Annotated in this window: 16 protein-coding genes and 1 pseudogene; 11 read left to right on the top strand and 6 right to left on the bottom strand. The window is 72.7% G+C overall.

Features of this window, described 5'->3' with window-relative positions; genetic code table 11:
• Positions 1–118 precede the first annotated feature (118 nt).
• From ADK65_RS02015 to ADK65_RS02035, 5 genes are all read left to right on the top strand, one after another.
• Positions 119–796 carry an AIM24 family protein gene (locus ADK65_RS02015; RefSeq protein WP_053668187.1) on the top strand — a complete coding sequence of 226 codons (678 nt, stop codon included), beginning with the start codon at positions 119–121 and terminating at the stop codon, positions 794–796.
• A gap of 172 nt (positions 797–968) precedes the next feature.
• Positions 969–2024, top strand: coding sequence for a tetratricopeptide repeat protein (locus ADK65_RS02020; protein ID WP_053668032.1), 1056 nt, complete (start codon positions 969–971; stop codon positions 2022–2024).
• Positions 2021–3136 (top strand): polyprenyl synthetase family protein, encoded by a 1116-nt coding sequence (locus tag ADK65_RS02025; protein ID WP_420708942.1) that lies wholly within the window; start codon positions 2021–2023, stop codon positions 3134–3136. Before ADK65_RS02020 ends, ADK65_RS02025 begins: the two co-directional genes overlap by 4 nt.
• A gap of 126 nt (positions 3137–3262) precedes the next feature.
• Positions 3263–4222, top strand: a complete 960-nt coding sequence (locus ADK65_RS02030) for a threonine/serine dehydratase (protein WP_053668033.1) — start codon at positions 3263–3265, stop codon at positions 4220–4222.
• A 330-nt stretch (positions 4223–4552) separates the two neighbouring features.
• Positions 4553–6220, top strand: coding sequence for a serine/threonine protein kinase (locus ADK65_RS02035; RefSeq protein ID WP_053668034.1), 1668 nt, complete (start codon positions 4553–4555; stop codon positions 6218–6220).
• Here ADK65_RS02035 and ADK65_RS02040 read toward each other — a convergent pair.
• A complete protein-coding gene (locus ADK65_RS02040; RefSeq protein ID WP_053668035.1) occupies positions 6212–7663 on the bottom strand; it encodes a serine hydrolase domain-containing protein in 1452 nt (483 codons plus the stop codon). The two genes, ADK65_RS02035 and ADK65_RS02040, sit on opposite strands and share 9 nt — an antisense overlap.
• A gap of 72 nt (positions 7664–7735) precedes the next feature.
• Here ADK65_RS02040 and ADK65_RS02045 point away from each other — a divergent pair, with 72 nt between their 5' ends.
• Positions 7736–8707, top strand: coding sequence for an LLM class F420-dependent oxidoreductase (locus ADK65_RS02045; RefSeq protein WP_053668036.1), 972 nt, complete (start codon positions 7736–7738; stop codon positions 8705–8707).
• Here the strand turns inward: ADK65_RS02045 and ADK65_RS36695 are convergent.
• Positions 8604–9299 carry a hypothetical protein gene (locus tag ADK65_RS36695; protein WP_078955769.1) on the bottom strand — a complete coding sequence of 232 codons (696 nt, stop codon included), beginning with the start codon at positions 9297–9299 and terminating at the stop codon, positions 8604–8606. The genes ADK65_RS02045 and ADK65_RS36695 overlap by 104 nt on opposite strands.
• Before the next feature lie 147 nt (positions 9300–9446).
• Here ADK65_RS36695 and ADK65_RS02050 point away from each other — a divergent pair, with 147 nt between their 5' ends.
• The 3 genes and pseudogenes from ADK65_RS02050 to ADK65_RS02060 form a co-directional block, all read left to right on the top strand.
• Positions 9447–10487 (top strand): hypothetical protein, encoded by a 1041-nt coding sequence (locus ADK65_RS02050; RefSeq protein ID WP_053668037.1) that lies wholly within the window; start codon positions 9447–9449, stop codon positions 10485–10487.
• A gap of 62 nt (positions 10488–10549) precedes the next feature.
• Complete coding sequence (locus tag ADK65_RS02055; protein WP_053668038.1) at positions 10550–10975, top strand: SsgA family sporulation/cell division regulator; 426 nt, start codon at positions 10550–10552, stop codon at positions 10973–10975.
• Between the two features lie 83 nt (positions 10976–11058).
• Positions 11059–11691 (top strand): annotated as a pseudogene (locus ADK65_RS02060) (DUF2238 domain-containing protein); the annotation flags it as partial.
• On the opposite strand, the gene ADK65_RS39065 reads toward ADK65_RS02060, so the two are convergent.
• The gene (locus ADK65_RS39065) at positions 11692–12189 is read right to left on the bottom strand and encodes a DUF6328 family protein (RefSeq protein WP_234352775.1); all 498 of its coding nucleotides are present in this window, start codon (positions 12187–12189) and stop codon (positions 11692–11694) included.
• Between the two features lie 148 nt (positions 12190–12337).
• On the opposite strand from ADK65_RS39065, the gene ADK65_RS02065 reads away from it, so the two are divergent.
• A complete protein-coding gene (locus tag ADK65_RS02065; protein ID WP_053668039.1) occupies positions 12338–12685 on the top strand; it encodes a hypothetical protein in 348 nt (115 codons plus the stop codon).
• 9 nt (positions 12686–12694) lie between these two features.
• Here the strand turns inward: ADK65_RS02065 and ADK65_RS02070 are convergent, their stop codons facing one another.
• Positions 12695–13678 (bottom strand): aldo/keto reductase, encoded by a 984-nt coding sequence (locus tag ADK65_RS02070; protein WP_053668040.1) that lies wholly within the window; start codon positions 13676–13678, stop codon positions 12695–12697.
• A gap of 139 nt (positions 13679–13817) precedes the next feature.
• On the opposite strand from ADK65_RS02070, the gene ADK65_RS02075 reads away from it, so the two are divergent.
• The gene (locus ADK65_RS02075; RefSeq protein ID WP_053668041.1) at positions 13818–15542 is read left to right on the top strand and encodes a cholesterol oxidase substrate-binding domain-containing protein; all 1725 of its coding nucleotides are present in this window, start codon (positions 13818–13820) and stop codon (positions 15540–15542) included.
• Here the strand turns inward: ADK65_RS02075 and ADK65_RS02080 are convergent.
• Positions 15539–16123 (bottom strand): TetR family transcriptional regulator, encoded by a 585-nt coding sequence (locus ADK65_RS02080; RefSeq protein ID WP_053668042.1) that lies wholly within the window; start codon positions 16121–16123, stop codon positions 15539–15541. The genes ADK65_RS02075 and ADK65_RS02080 overlap by 4 nt on opposite strands.
• On the bottom strand, positions 16120–17610 hold the full coding sequence (locus tag ADK65_RS02085) for an MFS transporter (RefSeq protein WP_053668043.1): 1491 nt from the start codon (positions 17608–17610) through the stop codon (positions 16120–16122). The genes ADK65_RS02080 and ADK65_RS02085 overlap by 4 nt, the downstream gene beginning before the upstream one ends.
• Positions 17611–17868: the final 258 nt, after the last annotated feature.

The raw sequence follows: 17868 nt of genomic DNA on the forward strand, positions 1-17868 counted from the left end.
CCCGACGGGCGGGCCGTGCCGTCCCGTGCGGTCGGTGAAGAGGGGTGAGCCGTGGGTGGGCGAAGCGGCCTTCGGCGTGATCTTGGCGGAGGGGGACGCTCCGGGCGAGGATGCCGGGATGAAGGGTGACCTCTTTTCAAGTGAGCACGTGGTGCGGCCGGCCGTGGCGCCGGGTATGACGGTCGAGAACGCCAAGTGCCTTCGTTACACGGTGAACGGCGAGATGCTCGCCCGGCAGGGCGCGATGATCTCCTACCGCGGCAGCCTCCGGTTCGAGCGCAAGGGGCAGGGCGTGGGCGGCATGCTCAAGCGCGCGGTCACCGGGGAGGGCCTGCCGCTGATGGCGGTGCGCGGGCAGGGCGAGGCCTGGTTCGCGCACGAGGCACAGAACTGTTTCATCGTCGAGGTCGAGCCCGGCGACGAGTTCACGGTCAACGGCCGCAACGTCCTGTGTTTCGACCCCACGTTGTCGTACCGCATCGCCACCGTGAAGGGCGCCGGCATCACCGGCGGCGGCCTGTTCAACAGCGTCTTCACCGGGTACGGCAAGCTGGGTCTGGTGTGCGAGGGCAACCCGCTCGTCATCCCGGTGTCGCCGGAGTATCCGGTGTACGTCGACACCGACGCGGTCGTGGGCTGGACCGCGGGACTGCAGACCTCGCTGCACCGCTCCCAGTCCCTCGGGTCGATGCTGCGCGGCGGTTCCGGCGAGGCGGTGCAACTGGTGCTCCAGGGCGAGGGGTACGTCGTCGTCCGGCCGAGCGAGGCGACCCCGCACAAGGCGGGTCAGCACTGAACGTCTGTCACGTGATCTGCGCCTCACAGGCAACCCGGTTCGTTCCGCCGACGTCTTGACCGGCAACAGGGGCTGCCCTGGCCCGAGGGGCCGGGGCAGATCTCCACCCCTCTATACACACCATGTATACGCAGCATGTATACATGGCGTGCATACGGACCGAAAGGCATCGATGTACGGCAAGGCATTCGCCCCGGAGTACCAGGGCGCGCTCACCACCCTGTCCGTCAACTCCTCGCTGACCGACGTCCTGGCCGCAGGCACCGAGCAGTTGCGGGCCGCGGAACGCGCCGGACAGCCCGGGGAGGCGGCCCGCTCCGGACTCGCCGTGGCCGAGGCGCACCGCCGGCTGGGCCGGGTCGAGGACGCGGAGCGGGCCTGGAAGGCGAGCTACCGCGCGGCCCGGCAGGCGGAGGACCTCGGGGCGATGGCCTGGGCGTTGTGGAGCGGCGGCACGCTGGCCCGGCAGCGCGGCGCACTCCCGCTGGCCCGCAGGCTGCTCCGGCTGGCGGCCGACCTGGGCGAACGCGGCGGGGACGTCGTCGTCCGCGGCTACTCGCTGGCCGGGCTGGCCGAGACCGGCCGCATCCAGGGCGACTACGAGGCCGTCGGCAGACTGCACGAGCAGTTGCTGGCCGAGGCCCGGCGGCGCGGCGAGGCGCGGCACACGGTGTGGGCGCTGGAGGGCATCGCTCAGATGCACCGCAACACCGGCCGCTACGACTCGGCGTACGCGCTGTTCGAGGAGGCCGCCGAGATCGCCGCTGGTGCCGAGGACCGCCGCGGCCACGCCTGGGCACTGCGCGGCCTGGCCGACGTGGTGTCGGTGCGTGACCGGGACACCGAGCGGGCCCTTGCGCTGCTGACCGAGGCGGAGACGACGTGCCGGGCGATGCGGCTGTCCAGCGCGCTCGCCTACAACCACAAGATGCGCGGCAACGTCCTGTACCGGGCGGGGCGTTACGGGCAGGCGCGCGAGCTGTACGAGCAGGCGCTCGCGGAGTTCCGGGAGATGAGGGAGCCGCGCGGGGAGGCGCTCTCGCGCCTGGGACTCGCCAAGTCCCTGGCCCGCCTGGGCCGCGACCCTGACGAGACGGCGGCCGAACTGGCGGACCTCGCCGTCCTGCTGGAGCGCATCGGCCTGCAGCACGCCCGCCGGATGGTGGCCCGGGCCCACGAGGAACTCGGTATACCGTCGGCCGGGCCGGCGACGGGGGTGGCCCTGTGAGGGCGCTGCCGACGACGGTGGAGACAGCCCGGAGGAAGGTCACGGCGGCCGAGGCACCCGCCACCGCGCGGACGGCGCGCCGGGGCGAGCCGCACGATCGCGCGGCCGGCGCCGGTGACGTCCCGGCGGTTCTGGGCCGCTGCCGCGCCCTGGTCCGGCCCGCTCTGGAGGAAGCCGTGGGGCGTCTGCACCCCTGGGTGGGCGAGATGGCCGGCTACTCCTTCGGCTGGTGCGAGGTCGGCGGGGCACCTGCCGTGGCCTCCGGCGGCAAAGGTGTGCGGCAGGCACTCGCGGTGCTCGGCGCGGAGGCGGCCGGTGCTCCGGGCCGGGCGGGGGTGGCCGCGGCGGTCGCGGTGGAACTGGTGCACGCCTTCTCCCTGCTGCACGACGACATCATGGACGGCGACGCGGACCGGCGACGCCGCCCGGCCGTGTGGAAGGCCTACGGCACGGGGCCCGCGGTGCTGGCGGGCGACGCGCTGTTCGCCCTGGCCGTCGAGACGCTGGCCGCGCAGCCCGGTGGAGCGGCGGGCGTGCGGACGCTGTCCGCGGCGCTGGGTGACCTGGTGCGCGGGCAGGCGGACGACCTGCTGTTCGCCGACCGCCCGTGGACCGGCCCGGAGCGGGTACGGCCCGAGGAGTACCGGGCGATGGCGGAGCACAAGACGGGCGCGCTGCTCGGCTGCGCGGCGGCGCTCGGCGCGGTGCTCGGCGGTGCCCGCCCCGAGACGGCCGCCGCGCTCGACCGGGCGGGCCGGCACCTGGGGGTCGCGTTCCAGATCGTCGACGACGTGCTGGGCATCTGGGGTGACCCCGGTGTCACCGGTAAGCCGGTCCACGGTGATCTGCGTGAGCGGAAGAAGACGTTCCCGGTGCTGGTGGCCCTCGGCACCCCGATGGGCGGCCGGATCGCCGCACTCCTGACGTCGGGTGCGGCGACGGGCACGGCGGCCGCGCTCATCGAGGAGGCCGGCGGCCGCGCGGCGGCCCTGACAGAGGCGCGCCGGCACCTCACCGCCGTCGAGACCTCACTCTCCGGAGTCCCCCTGGCAGCGGAGGCCGTCGGGGACCTGCGGTCGCTGCTGGGGTACCTGGTGCGCCGCGACGTCTGACCCGCCGGGCCGGAGTGCGCCGGTGACACAGGGCCGTGCCCGCGAACCGCTTTGACCTCGGCCCCCCGGGCGCGTCAGGGTTCGATACGGCGCGTTCCGCGACCCCGCGCCGGAAGGACACCTGCCATGATCGGTATGCCGGAGATCGAAGCCGCGGCCGGGCGCATCGCCGGGCACGTCGTGCGCACCCCGACCGTGGACAGTCCCGGGCTGTCGGCGCTGCTCGGCGCACCGGTCACCGTGAAGCTCGAACTGCTGCAGCGCACCGGCTCGTTCAAGGCGCGCGGGGCGGCGGCGAAGCTGCTGTCGCTGGGCGAGGCCGAGCGGGCCGCCGGAGTCGTGGCGGTCAGCGGCGGCAACCACGGGATCGCCGTCGCGGTCATGGCCGCGGCCCTCGATGTGAAGGCCACGGTGGTGATGCCCCGCTCGGCACCCGCCCGTGCCGTGGAGATCGCGGAGGAGGCCGGGGCGTCGGTGCGGCTGACCGACGACATGGACGGCGCGTTCGCGCTCATGACACGGCTTCAGCAGGACGGTCTGACCCTGGTCCATCCCTTCGACGACCCCGCGGTGATCGCCGGACAGGGCACGGTCGGCCTGGAGTTCGCCGCCGACGCCGGTGAACTCACGGACGTGCTCGTGAGCATCGGGGGCGGCGGCCTGATCGCCGGTGTCGCCGCCGCGCTGCGGGCGTGCCGGCCCGGCGTGCGGGTGTGGGGCGTGGAGACCGAGGGCGCCCAGGCCATGTCCGAGGCGCTGACGGCGGGCGGCCCGCAGCCGGTCGCCCTGTCGTCGATCGTCTCCACGCTGAGCGCCCCGTCCGCGTCGCAGCTGACGTACGACCACGTCCGCGCCCTGGTGACCGAGGTCCTCGTCGTTCCGGACCGGGAGGCCGTGCGGGGCGTGCTGGACCTGGCCGAGCACGCCAAGCTGTGGGCCGAACCGGCGGCGGGCTGCCTGCTGCCCGCCGCCCGGCAGGTCCTGGAACGGGTCGGCGACGGGGCGCGGCTCGGCCTGGTGGTGTGCGGAGGCAACGTGACGACGGACGACGTGTTCGCCTGGTCGCGTCGCTTCGGGCTGCGCTGACGTTCCGGCCACCCCGGGAATCCGTCGCGAATTCATCGGAGGGCTCCGAGTTCAGACGTTGCACGCCTCCGCATTTACCGTCGGTTACCACCAGGCGGGGCCGGAATTCGCCAATCAACGGGAAGCGGCGGTCGAATTTTTCTCGTCCGTCTACCCCCGGCTGCCTAGGTGAACCGTGTCCGGGACACGAAAGGCGCTCTTTCCTCGCACACTTGCTCCCACCCTTTGAACGAAAGACAGGAATGGACACGGAGTTGCGATCCGTTTGAACGCGGGCCGCCCCACTCCCCGTACTTCTGGAAAAGGTGAGAGCCAGGTTTCCAGCGAGGGATGGCCATGGGCAGGGCGCACGTCTCCACACACCAGTTGGTCGCCGGCCGGTACCGGCTGCTCGAGATCATTCATCGCGAGACCAACCGCATCTGCTGGTACGCCGAGGACACCGGGGCCGGAGAGATCTCGCGCCCGTGTCTGGTGACCCAGATCGGGCTCCCGGAGGACCCGCACGGGGCCGAGCGCCGGGCCGCCGCCCGCCTGCTGCGCACGACGGAGAACATGGCGCTGCTGTGCCCCGGCCGGATCGCCGCGGTCGTCGACGCGGTCGAGGAGGCCGGCGCGCTGTGGACGGTCAACGAGTGGATCGACGGCACCGCCCTGGGTGAACTCCTCTCCGAGCAGGGCACGTTCAACTACGTGCGGGCGGCGAGGATCGGCCTGGAACTGCTCGACGTGCTGGACGCCGCGCATGCCGAAGGCATCACGCACGGCGAGCTCAGCCCCGGCCAGGTGTTCGTGCGCGAGGACCATTCGGTCGTCGTCACCGGTTTCGGCCTGGCCGGCGCGACCCTCGCGCCCCGGCTGACGGCCCCCGCGTTCGCCTCCCCGGAGCAGGCCCGCGACCAGCGCATCGGCCCCGCGGCCGACCTGTGGGCGCTGGGCGCGATCCTCTACACGACGGTCGAGGGGCGACCGCCCTTCCGGGACCGGGGGCGCCCGGAGAACACCCTGAAGGGCGTGGACCGGCTTCCGCTGCGCACGCCGGTGCGCGCTGGGCCGCTCACCCAGGTCGTGCAGGGGCTGCTCCGCAAGGACTCACGAGAGCGGCTGACCCGCCCGGTGGTACGTGAGGCGCTGACCCGCGCCCTCAGCGAGGACCCCGATGCCGCCCTGGCCGCGGCACCCGTCCCACGGCTGCGCGGCGCCTACGCCGCGGTGCGAACGGGCAACCCGGCGTGGAGCAGACGGACCGTGGTGGCGGGCACGGCCCTGGCCGTCGTCACGGTCGCGGTCGCCGTGCTCGCCGCGACCCAGGGGCTGCCGGGCACGGACGGCGGCAGCGACGCGGCCGAATCGCCGGCCCGTCCGCCGGCCTCCGCCGCCACTCCGGGCGAGGGCACCGGCGGCGGCAGCGCTGAACCGTCCGGGACGCCCAGCCGGCCCAGGTCCCCCTCCACCACACCCTCTCCGTCCTCCCCGCCCGCCGCGCCGCCCGAGCCCACCCCGACACGCGCCCCGTCCTCCCCGAGTACGGCCCTGCCGCCCGGGTTCCAGCGCTACCGGGCGGCGGAGGGCTTCTCCGTCGCGCTTCCCAAGGGTTTCGAGCGGCTGGACACCGACCGTGACGGCGAGGTGTACCGCGTCGTCTTCGGCGCCGAGGGCGACGACCGCACACTCGCCGTCACCTACAGCGACCGGGCGGGCCCGGACCCCGTGGCCGTGTGGCGGGACGACGTCGAGCCCAACCTCAAGCAGGCCGATGGCTACGACCGGGTCGGGTCGATCCGCGCGACGACGTACCAGGGCCGCAAGGCCGCCGACATGGAGTGGACGGCGTACGTCGGCGGCGACCGGGTGCACACCTACGGCCGGGGCTTCCTGCTCGGTGGGGGACGGAGCTTCTCGCTGCGCTGGACCACCCCGGACGCCGACTGGGACAAGGCCGCCAACCAGGAGGCGTTGCGGACCTTTTTCACGACCTTCCGGCCGGACTCAGACTGACCCGCGCGGGGCGCGCAGGGCGGTGAGAGGGCCGGGGTGCAGCGGCGAGGTGCGCCAGTGGGCGGTGAGCGTCCCCTTCGCGCGGGAGCAGGTCAGTGCCAGACGGTGCGGGGTCTCCAGGAACACCACGTCCCCGGCCAGCGTGCCGCCATCGGACCAGCCGCCGCTCACCGCGGCCGGGACGGGTTCCTCCGCGACCGTCCAGCCCTCCCCCGCGATCCGCAGGTCGAGCCGGTCCGGACGGTCCGGACGGTCCCGCTCTCCGGTGAGGGTGAGCGTCCAGCCGTCGGCGTCCCGGGTGAGCCCGGCCGAGCGGAGCGGTCCCGCCCCGTCGGAGGACGTGAACACGGCGCCTGCCCAGTCCCGCTCCCGGCCGAAGGGTTCCGGACGCCCCGGGGCGGGGGGCAGCGCGAGCCGGCCGAGGCGCTCCCGCAGCTCCGCGTCGGCGGCCTCGCGGCCGGTCAGCGGCTCGGGGCCGAAGGCGGGCAGCAGATGCTTCCAGGCCAGGTTCAGGTACTCCTGCATCCGCTCGGTCGCCGAGGTCGCCGCGATCACCACGTCGTGCTCCGGCAGCACCAGGCAGAACTGGCCGAATGCTCCGTCGCCCCGGTAGCCGTGCCGGGACGTCCAGAACTGATAGCCGTAGCCCCGGTCCCAGTCCTGCCGGTTTACGTCTCCCATCAGGCCGGCGGTGGGTGTGCGGGGGTGTGCGGCGCGGGCCGCCCACCCCTCGGGCAGCAGCCGCTCGCCTTCCCAGAGCCCGTCGCGCAGATACAGCTGTCCGAATCGGGCGATCGCGTCGGTGGTGGCGTGCAGGCCGCTGAAGCCGAGCTCGCGGCCGGTGCGGTCCGACAGCCAGGCCACCTCGCCGATGCCCAGCGGATCCAGCAGCCGCGGCCGCAGGTACGCGGTGAGCGGCTGCCCCGTCACCCGCTGGACGATCGCGGCCAGCGTGTAGGTGGCCGGCTGGTTGTAGGCGAAGACGGTGCCCGGGTCGGCGTCCGGGGGCAGCAGCAGGAACTGCCGGACGGGTTCGGAGACGTTCCGCCCGAAGGCCTCGTCGACGGTGTCCCTCCGGTGGCCGCTCGCCATGGATGCCACGTGCCGCACCAGCATGGCCCGGCTGCGCGGGTCGGTGATGTCGGCCTCGAACTCCGGGAAGTACGAGGCCACCTGCGCGTCGAAGTCGAGCAGCCCCTCCGCCTCGGCCAGGGCCGCGGCGGTCGCGGTGAAGCTCTTGCTGAGGGAGTACAGCAGGTGGCGGCGTCCGGCGGTGTACGGCGCCCACCAGCCGGCGGCGACCAGCCGCCCGTGCCGCATGATCATCAGGCTGTGCGGCTCGATGTCGGGCGCCGCTTCGAGGGCATCGAGGAAGGCGTGCACCCCGAGGGCGTCGACGCCCTGGGCGGCGGGGGCGGAGTGCGGCAGGTCCGGGGCGCTCATGCAGGCATCCTGCATCCGTCGGCGACCTTGATCGAGCCGTTTTCAAGTCCCGTGTCAGGGGACTCGCCGGTTATGGTGCAAATCGGATACACGATGATGACCGAGCAGGCCGGCCCCCGAGAGCTCGTCGACCACGTGGTGCGGGCCGAGGAGGCGGGCTTCGACTTCTCGGTGACCTCCGACCACTACTTTCCGTGGCTGCGCTCGCAGGGCCATTCGCCCTACGCGTGGGCCGTGCTCGGTGCGGCGGCCCAGGCCACGTCACGTATCCCGCTGATGACGTACGTGACGTGCCCGACGTTCCGTTACCACCCGGCGGTGGTGGCGCAGAAGGCCGCGACGCTGCAGTTGCTGTCCGAGGGCCGGTTCCGGCTGGGACTGGGATCGGGCGAGAACCTCAACGAGCACGTGGTGGGCGGCGGCTGGCCGTCAGTCGACGTGCGGCACGAGATGTTCGAGGAGGCCGTGGAGATCATCCGCGCCCTGTTCGAGGGCAAACACGTCAACCATCACGGCGCACACTTCGACGTGGAGTCGGCCAAGTTGTGGGACCTGCCGGACGAGGCACCGCCCATCGGCATCGCCGTCTCCGGGGAGCGGTCCTGCGAACTCGCGGGCCGGCTCGGCGACCTGGTCATCGCCACCGAGCCCAAGGGCGGGCTGCTGGAGTCGTTCGACCGGCACGGCGGCCGGGGCAAGCCCCGCGTCGGCCAGCTGCCGGTCTGCTACGACCCCGACCGGGACGCGGCCGTCGAGCGGGCGCACTCCCAGTTCCGCTGGTTCGGCAGCGGATGGAAGGTCAACTCGGAGCTGCCGCATCCGGACTCCTTCGAGGCGGCGACCCAGTTCGTCACACAGGACGACGTCGCCGAGGCCATCCCGTGCGGTGACGACCCGGACGCGTTCGTCGAAGCCGTCCGCCCGTACGCCGAGGCCGGCTTCACCGAGGTCGCCCTGGTCCAGATCGGTGGTGAGTCGCAGCCGGCGTACCTGGACTGGTCGGAGAAGACCCTGCTGCCCGCGCTGCGCAACGCGTTCGGCTGAAGCCCTCGGCCATCTCCTGCACGGCTTGTTCGACGAGTTGAGCCCTCCGCTCCGGGGGGCTCTTCTTCACGAGGGCGCTGATCCGCTGGGCCTCCTCGGTCGTGGGCAGGTACCCCGCCAGGAGCAGGGGCAGCACCAGGCGCCGGACGAGCACTTCGCCGGCCGAGCTGACCTGCGGCCTGCGCACCACCGAGACGTTGACCCGGATCGCGTGCTCGTTGCCCGGCGGGACTCCCGGCCGGTCCGTCTCGATCGCGGCATAGCGGTAGCCGTGCGCCCGGTCGCAAGGAGCGCAGCCGGCCGGGCCGCGGGTGAGCCGGTCGCCGCAGTCGGGGCACCGGAGCCGGTCGAGAGCGGCGTCCACCAGCCGCCAGTCGTGCCGGTCGGGTTCGGCGACGACCATCTCGGCCAGAGTCCGCTCCTGCTCGCCGCCCGCCGTCGTGTCCCACCGCCGCAGGAAATCGGCCCACTCCCCCTCGACGATGCCGTCCACCAGGTCTCGGCAGACGGCGCAGCCGGGGGCACCGCCGTACGCGTACCCGCCGCACTCCGCACAGCGGAGCGGCACCTCGCCCTCTCCGGTTCGCCCCATGCCCGGCATTCTCACGCACCCGCGGCCGCGGACGATAACGGTTTTCGGTGGGCCGTGCGGGCGGTGAACGGCGAGGTCAGCGGGTGCCGCTAGGCTTCCGTCCGCATCTCGTGCCGTTCCGTCTGCCCCGCCCCTGGAGAGTCGTCCGTGACCGTAGCCATGACCCCGCCCGAGACGTCCCCCGCCTCCCCGGCGCCCGTGTCCGACCTGGTCGCGCGGGACGCGCGGGAGTTCGGGGCGTACGCCAGGACCGGAGGGTGGGCCTTCGGACTGAAGGTGGCGCGCAGTGTGCGGCCCGGCGGGCAGGGCGCGGGCGAGACGCCGAAGGTGTCCGCGAAGGAGTTCGCGGAACTCGCCGGCTGCTCCCCGGAGCGGGTCATGCGCTACTACAAGGCGTGGGACCGGGCGGCGGACGACGGGATGGTCCCGCAGTTCGAAGCGCTGACGCCGGGTCAGGAGGTGGACCTGCCGGACGCCGACGTGTGGCTGAGCTACTACGTCTCCCGCAACAGCGCCACCTCCGAGCGCGGCACAGCCATCTCCGAGGCGGCCGAGGCGGAGGGCATCCGGCCCACGAAGGCGCTGGAGGTCGCGGAGAACCCCACCGCCCTGCGGGCCGCGATCCTCGCCGACCCCTCCACCGCCCGCGCGGCCCGCCAGGCTCTGCTGGACCGCGTCCGTGAGGATCCGGACCTCCAGTCGGAGCTGGCTCGCGACGTCGTGCGCACCGACGAGCTGAAGAAGGCCGTCGCCGGTGAGAGCAGGGCGGCCGACCGGATCGGATACGTGCGCCAGATCGCCGAGTCGGGTCAGTTCAAGACGCCCGCCGGGCAGACCGTCGACGCGCCCTCTGAGCTCCGTCAGGAGGCCGAGCGCCATCTGTCGCTCATCGACGAGCTGGACGAGGGCGAGGATGCCGGCGAGTGGGCCGCCGAGGCGTACGACACGATGAAGTCCCTCGTGGTGGAGACCGTGGAAGCGGACCCGGGGCTGCGGGTGCAGGAGCGGCGCACGAAGTTCTACAGCAGCCTGCAGAAGGCGACGAAGGTGTTCGAGGAGCTGACCTTCGACGACGCCGGGGAGTTCTACGAGGACGACATGGTCCAGCGCCTGGAGGACCTGCAGAGGGCGGTCGCCGTCTGCATCGAGTCGCTGCGCGGTGCCCGTGGGAATCACCCGGCCGGCTGAGCATTTCGGCGAAATCGGGGGTACTAGAGGGCTCTACGTCGGTTCTTCCCGGAGGCCCCCTCGTGAACTCGTTCGTCCACAAGACCCTGGTGGTGCAGCTCCAGGCGGGTGACACGGAACGTTTCTCCGTGCTCGCCCACCTGAGCTACGACGCCGCGGACCCGTTCGCCGTCACCGTGGTCTTCAGCCATGACGGCCGTGTCCTCGCCCGGTGGCAACTCGACCGGGAGATGCTCGGCGAGGCGCTGCGCCGTCCGGTCGGGGTGGGCGACGTGCGGATGCGCCCGCAGTCGCGGGGGATGTGGCAGGAGCTGCGCATGGAGTTCCTCGGCGATGCCCGTCCCGACGGCGGCCGGCACCACGCGGTGGTGTTCGGATGGGCGCCGGGGTTCGCGGCGTTCCTGCGTGAGACCCACGCGGTGGTCCCGCCGGGCCGCGAGGAGGTCCACGTCGACGACTTCCTGGAAGGGGTCCTCGCCGGGGGCTGATGCGCGGCCGGTATGAGTAGGCGTACTCATGCCGCGGGCCCGCCCTCGGCACGACGATGAGCTCCCCTGATGAGGAGCCCGCCATGTCCGCTCTGTCCGACGCACGACCGGGGCGCCGGCCGTCGCTGCGCGCCGTCCTCGCCTGCGGCGTGCTCGTGGTGCTGATCCTGTCCGGATGGAACCCGCACGACCGGATGACCTGGTTCCTGGAGGTCGTCTGGGTTCTCGTGGGCCTGCCGCTGCTGTTCCTGACCCGGCGCCGCTTCCCGCTCACCGACGTGCTGTGCTGCCTGCTGGCCGCCCACGCCGTGGTGCTGATGGTGGGCGGCCACTACACGTACGCCGAGGTCCCGCTCGGCGACCGGGTCCGCGACGCCTTCGGCCTGGACCGTAATCCCTACGACCGGCTCGGTCACCTGATGCAGGGCTTCGTCCCGGCCGTGCTGGTGCGCGAGCTGCTGGTGCGCACCTCGCCGCTGCGCGGCAGCCGCTGGCTCGCGCCACTGACGGTGTGCGCGTGCCTGGCCTTCAGCGCCGTCTTCGAGATGCTCGAATGGGCGGCCGCCGTGGCCGGCGGGCACGCGGCGGACGCCTTCCTGGCCACCCAGGGCGATGTCTGGGACACCCAGTGGGACATGTTCTGCGCGCTGATCGGGGCGAGCGTGTCGCTGCTGCTGCTCAGCCGGCTGCACGACCGGCGACTGGCCGCGCTGCCGTCACCGCGAGGTGTAGCGGTGGCGGGTCCACAACGGCAGGACGAACCAGCACAGCAGGTACCAGCCGACCACGCCGGCCACCAGGTAGGGCACGAAGCCGTCGTGCGTCGCCACGCGCAGGATCAGCAGCAGTGACGCGGTCGTCGTGGCGAGCAGCAGCACGAGGCCGAGCAGGGTGAGCCGTGAGGCCAGCCGCACCGCCTGCGGTTTGACGCGCCGCCCGGCGACGAGGCGGTGCAGGGACACCGGTCCTATGAGCGCCCCGGTCGCGCAGGCACCGAGGACGACCGTGACCAGGTAGATCGTCTGGTCGGTGTCGGAGAGATCCGCGTACTTGGGGGTGAACACGACGGTGAGCAGGAAGCCGAACAGGATCTGGACGCCCATCTGGGCCACGCGGACCTCCTGGATGAGCTCCTGCCACATCCGGTCCGCTCTCTCCTCCTCCGTCTCGTTGCGCCCCCTGCGCATGGCCCCGCCCTCAGCCGCGTCCGCCACAATTCCTCCCTGCGTGAGATGCGAGCTCTCCTCCTTCCCGGGTTCCCAGGAACGACTCCCCGTCCCGGGAGCGGCGGCGGTTTGAGCGATCAGGGGGCGGTTACACGGACGGCGCGAATGACGCAGAGTCCTAGGAGGTCGTGGACGCATGTCCGGTACGCAGCTCACCGTGACGCTCAGCGGCGGAGGCACCGACGACGCACGAGCGGTCGTCCGGGCCCTGGAAGGCACGTTCGGGGCGCCGGACGAGCGCCCCGCCGACGAGAACGCGACGGTCCACACGGCGACCTTCGACGGGGAGAGCGGCGCGGGTTCCGCCGCCGGTGACGGAAAGACCCCCGGGCGGCTGTCCGCGCCGGTGACCGTCACCGTGCAGGGCAGCCCGGAGGCCGTACGGCGGGCGAGCGACACGCTCACCCGGGTCTTCACGGCACGCGACGACGGTGCCGCCTCCGGCGACCAGGAGCAGGAGAGGCAGCTGCTCCTGGAGCCCTGAGGGCGGGCGTCACCAGCGGGACTCGACCTGGTCCTTGATACGCCGGTCGTACAGGTCGCGGATCGCCGCCAGGGTCTCACCGGGCAGTTCGGGCAGACGGGCGGCGGCCGCGTTGGCCCGGGCCTGCTCGGGTGAGCGGGCGCCGGGGATCACGGTCGTGACGCCGGGCTGCTCGACGATCCAGCGCAGGGCCAGCTGGGCCGGGGTGTATCCCTCGGGGGCGAGTGCCGCGAACTCGGCGGCCGCCTCCACGCCGGTGGCGTAGTCGACGCCGGAGAAGGTCTCGCCCTGGTCGAAGGCCTCGCCGTGCCGGTTGTAGGTGCGGTGGTCGTTCTCCGGGAAGACGGTCTCCCGGGTGTACTTGCCCGAGAGCAGGCCGGAGGCCAGCGGTACCCGGGCGATGATGCCGACGCCCGCCGCCCGGGCGGCGGGGAGCACTTCGAGCAGGGGTTTCATGCGGAACGGGTTGAGGATGATCTGCACGCTCGCCACGTTCGGCCGGGCGATCGCGGTCAGCGCCTCCGCGCAGGTCTCGACGCTGACGCCGTAGGCGGCGACCCGCTCCTCCTCCACCAGGGTGTCGAGGGCGTCGAACACCTCGTCGGTGGAGTAGACGGGAGTGGGCGGGCAGTGCAGCTGCACCAGGTCGATCCGGTCGACGCCGAGGTTGCGCCGGCTGCGGTCGTTCCAGGCGCGGAAGTTGTCCAGGACGTAGTTCCCGGGAATCTGGTCGACCCGGCGGCCCATCTTCGTGGCGACCATGACGTGCAGGTCCGGGCGCCCGCTGAGGAACGTGGCGATGGTCTGCTCGCTGCGGCCGTCGCCGTACACGTCGGCGGTGTCGAAGAAGGTCACCCCGGCTTCGGCCGCCGCCTCCAGGACCGTGAGGGCTTCCTTGTCGTCGACGTCTCCCCAGTCGGCCCCCAGCTGCCAGGTGCCCAGACCGATGACGGAGGCGTGCTGACCCGACCTGTCGAATGTGCGCTCGTCCATGGGCGTCAGTCTGTCACCTGTCACGACACCGTGCGGAGCGTATCCCTCCGGCCTGCCGAGCCTGCCCAATTCACTCACACGAGTGAATTGATGCGACAGGAACACGTCACGTGTCAACCGGCCCCTAGCGTGACGTCACGTGACCACCGGTTCAGCGAACAACCATCCGTCGGACGCCTCGTCCTGGACGCGCCGGCGCCTCCTCCTCACCGCCGCCGCACTGGCCGCCGTACCCGGTCTTCCGGCGGATCCGGCGGCCGCCGCCGCGGAGCTGCCCGGCTTCCCCGCGGACGTCGCGCTGTACCGCTCGGCGTACCGGAACTGGGTCGGTGAGATCACCGCCGACGGTCTGTGGGCCTGCGCGCCGGACGGCCCGGACCAGGTGGTCGCCGTCGTCAACTGGGCGTGGCGGCACGGGTGGCGGGTGCGCGCCCGGGGCGCGTCGCACGGCTGGTCGCCCCTGACGGTCACGGAGGGGACGCCGTCCGGTGCGCCGGTCCTCCTCGTCGACACCACGCCTCACCTCACCGGCCTCGCCCTGGACTCCCCCACCGCCGTGCGCGCGGGAACCGGTGCGACCATGGAGGCCCTGCTGACCTTCCTGGAGGAGCACGGCCTCGGCGTCACGGCCGCCCCCGCTCCCGGCGTGCTGACCCTGGGCGGCGCGCTCGCCGTCGACGCGCACGGCACCGCGGTACCCGCGCGGGGTGAGCGACGGCGGTCCGGGCACACCTACGGCTCGCTCAGCAATCTGATCCTGTCCCTGACCGCGGTCGTGTGGGACTCCGGGGCCGGCGCGTACGCGCTGCGCACGTTCCACCGCGACGAGGCGGACTGCGGCGCGCTGCTGACGCACCTCGGGCGGTCCCTGGTGACCGAGGTGGTGCTGAGGGCGGGCGCGAACACCGACCTCAGGTGCGTGAGCCGTACGGACATCCCGGCCGGGGAGCTGTTCGCCGCGCCCGGGTCGGGCGACGGGCGGACCCTCGCGCGGTTCCTTGACGAGGCGGGGCGGGTCGAGGCGATCTGGTTCGCCTTCACCGAGCACCCCTGGCTGAAGGTGTGGAGCGTCTCCCCCACCCGGCCGCTGACCTCGCGGAAGGTGACCCGGCCGTACAACTACCCGTTCTCCGACAACGTCCCGGGGCCGGTGGCGGAGCTGGCCGGGAGGATGACGTCGGACGCGGCCTGGTACCTGGCGCCGGTGCTCGGCAACGCCCAGTACGAGGCCGCGGCGCTGGGGCTCGTGACGACGCTGTCCGCCGATCTGTGGGGGCCGTCCAAGAACACACTGCTGTATCTGAAGCCGAGCACGCTGCGGGTGCACGCCGACGGCTACGCGGTGATCACCTCACGGGACCGGGTGCAGCAGGTCGTCTCCGAGTTCGCCGCCTTCTACCGCGAGCGGCTGACGGCGTACGCCGCCCGGGGCAGCTTCCCGGTCAACGGCTCGGTGGAGATCCGGGTGACCGGCCTGGACGACCCGGGCGACGTGGGGGTGCCCGGGGCCCGCCCGCCGCTGCTGTCGGCGCTCCGGCCGCCGGAGAACCACCCCGAGTGGGACACGGCCGTGTGGCTGGACGTCCTCACGCTGCCGGGCACGCCGGACGCGGAGGCCTTCCTGCGCGAGATCGAACGGTTCCTCCTGCGCACGTTCGACGGCGGTTTCGCCCTCACCCGGGTGGAGTGGTCCAAGGGGTGGGCGTACACGGAGGACGGTGTGTGGAGCGACGAGGAGGTGCTGGGCGACGTCGTACCGGCGGCGGTCGGCTCCGCCGAGTGGGCGGAGGCGGACACGGTACTGGACCGGCTCGATCCGCACCGCGTGTACGGCAACGCCTTCCTGGACCGGCTGTTCGGCTAGGGCGTGAGGTGCGCCTGGACGGTCGGGGCGTACCGGTCCGTCAGGGCGTCGACGGTGCTCGCCCTCAGTTCGGTGCCGCGGGCGATGCCGTACATCACGCCCAGGCCGAGCAGGGTGGCGACGGCCAGTTCGGCGCGCAGGGCCGCGTCGGGGCCGGTGAGGCGGGCGGTGAGGCGGTCGGTCACCTGGGTGCGGAAGTTGGCGCGCAGGATGTAGCCCTGCTCGCCGTGCAGGGGGGCGAACACGATCCGCAGGAGCGGGTCGGCGCCCTGCTCGGACTGGCTGACCAGGACGTGCCGGACCATGTGCGGGCCGAGGTCGTCGAGCGGCGCGTCGAGCAGCGCATCGGCGTCGGTCTCGAAGGACATGACCCGGGCGAACAGCGTGTCCTTGTTGCCGAAGTACTTGAGGATCAGCGGCGGGCTCACTCCGGCGCGGTCGGCGACGGCCTTGAGGGTGATGTCGCCGTGTGCGTGCCGGGCCAGCAGGTACCGGGCGGCTTTCAGGATGGCCGTCCTGGTCGACTCGGCGTCCCTGCGGGCGGATGAGGGCGTGGCGGCTGGAGTGCTCACGGCACTCATGCTCCCTCCCTCGCCTGTTCGCGCGCGCCCCGGGTGCGGTTGCGGTCCTGATCCGGGCCGCCGGTGGCTTCCCCGGCGAAGTCGCCGGGGATGCACAGGGCCGCCGCCGCGGCGAGCAGCGCGACCGCACCGGCCATCGCGAACGCCAGCAGATAGCCGTGGAGGGTGGGCACCGGGGCGCCGCCGACCGGACTGGTGTGGTGCACCAGGACGGCGGCCACGGCGGCGCTGGATCCGGCCTGGCCGATCGTGCGCATCAGGACGTTGACGCCGTTGGCCGAGGCGGTCTGCCCGGTGGGTACGGCCCGCAGGATGAGGGTGGGCAGCGCCGAGTAGGCCAGGGTGGTGCCGACCGCGACGACCGTGGCCCCCGCGATGATCATCCAGAGCTCACGGCTGTCGGCGATGCGGACGGCGTATCCCGCGGCGATGACCGTCGCCCCGAGAGCCAGGGTGATGCGCGGTCCGCGGGCGGCGGAGATCCGGGCGGAGACGGGCGACAGCAGCAGCATCACGATGCCACTGGGCAGCAGGCACAGCCCCGTGGCGACGATGGACAGCCCGAGCCCGTACCCGGTGGCCTCGGGCGCCTGCACCAGCTGGGCCGTGACCAGGGTGTTGGCGTAGAACGCGAACCCGGCGAGCAGCGCGGCCACGTGGGACAGGCCGACCCGGGGCCTGCCCGCCAGCCGCAGGTCGACCAGGGGGCGTTCTGCCCGGAGCTGCTGCCACGACCAGAGGGCGAGCACGAGGAGGGCGGCGGCGAACAGGCCCAGGACACGGCGGCTGCCCCACCCCCACTGACCTCCCTGCGACACCCCGAGCAGCAGGCAGACCAGCCCGGTCGCCAGTCCGATCGTGCCCGGTACGTCGAAGCGGCCGGGCTCGCGCACCGGTGACTCGCGTACCGCCCACCACACCGAGGTCACTCCCGCGGCGCCGAGGGCGCTCGTCACCCAGAACATGGTGTGCCAGTTCGCGTACTGCACGATCACGGCGGCCAGCGGCAGACCGAGCGCGGCGCCGATGCCGACGGTGGAGCTCATCAGCGCCACGGCCGACCCCCGGCGCTCCGGCGGCAGCTCGTCCCGCAGGATGCTGATGGACAGCGGAACGACCGCGGCGGCGGCACCGGACAGGGTGCGGGCGGCGATGAGCACGGCGATGTCGGAGGTCAGGGCGCACAGGACCGATCCGGCGGTCATCAGCCCGAGGGCCGCCATGAGCACCCGCCGCTTGCCGTACATGTCGCCGGCCCGGCCCAGGACCGGCGTGAGGACCGCACCGGAGAGAAGGGTGGCCGTCACCATCCAGGAGACCGTGCCCGCCGAGGCGCCGGTGAGCCGGGGCAGGTCGGGGAGCAGGGGCACGACCACGGTCTGCATGACGGCCATGAGGATGCCGCCGAACGCGAGCACCGGGACGGTGAGCCGTTCCCGCGGGGTGCTCGCCCCGGGTGGCTTGCGTATCGCGGGGGTGTGGTCCATGGACGCTCCAGCGGGCAGCGCGCCGGGCTACGGCGCGGGTGAATTGCTATTCACCCTAGCTGGTGAATAGCAATTCACCCAACTCACAAACACGCCTAGTCGCGATCTGCTTACGCGTGGTAGCGCCACGTGTGCCGACGATCTGACCACCGAATTGCGCCAGTTTCGCGGCGTGACGTGCACCACGAGCAACGCACCGCACCGGCAGAAACATCCGCCACACCACCCTTCGCGGGCGGAACTTCCCCTTCCGTGCCC

Origin of the sequence: Streptomyces sp. NRRL B-1140 (genome assembly GCF_001280065.1) — a bacterium.
Classification (GTDB): Bacteria; Actinomycetota; Actinomycetes; order Streptomycetales; family Streptomycetaceae; genus Streptomyces.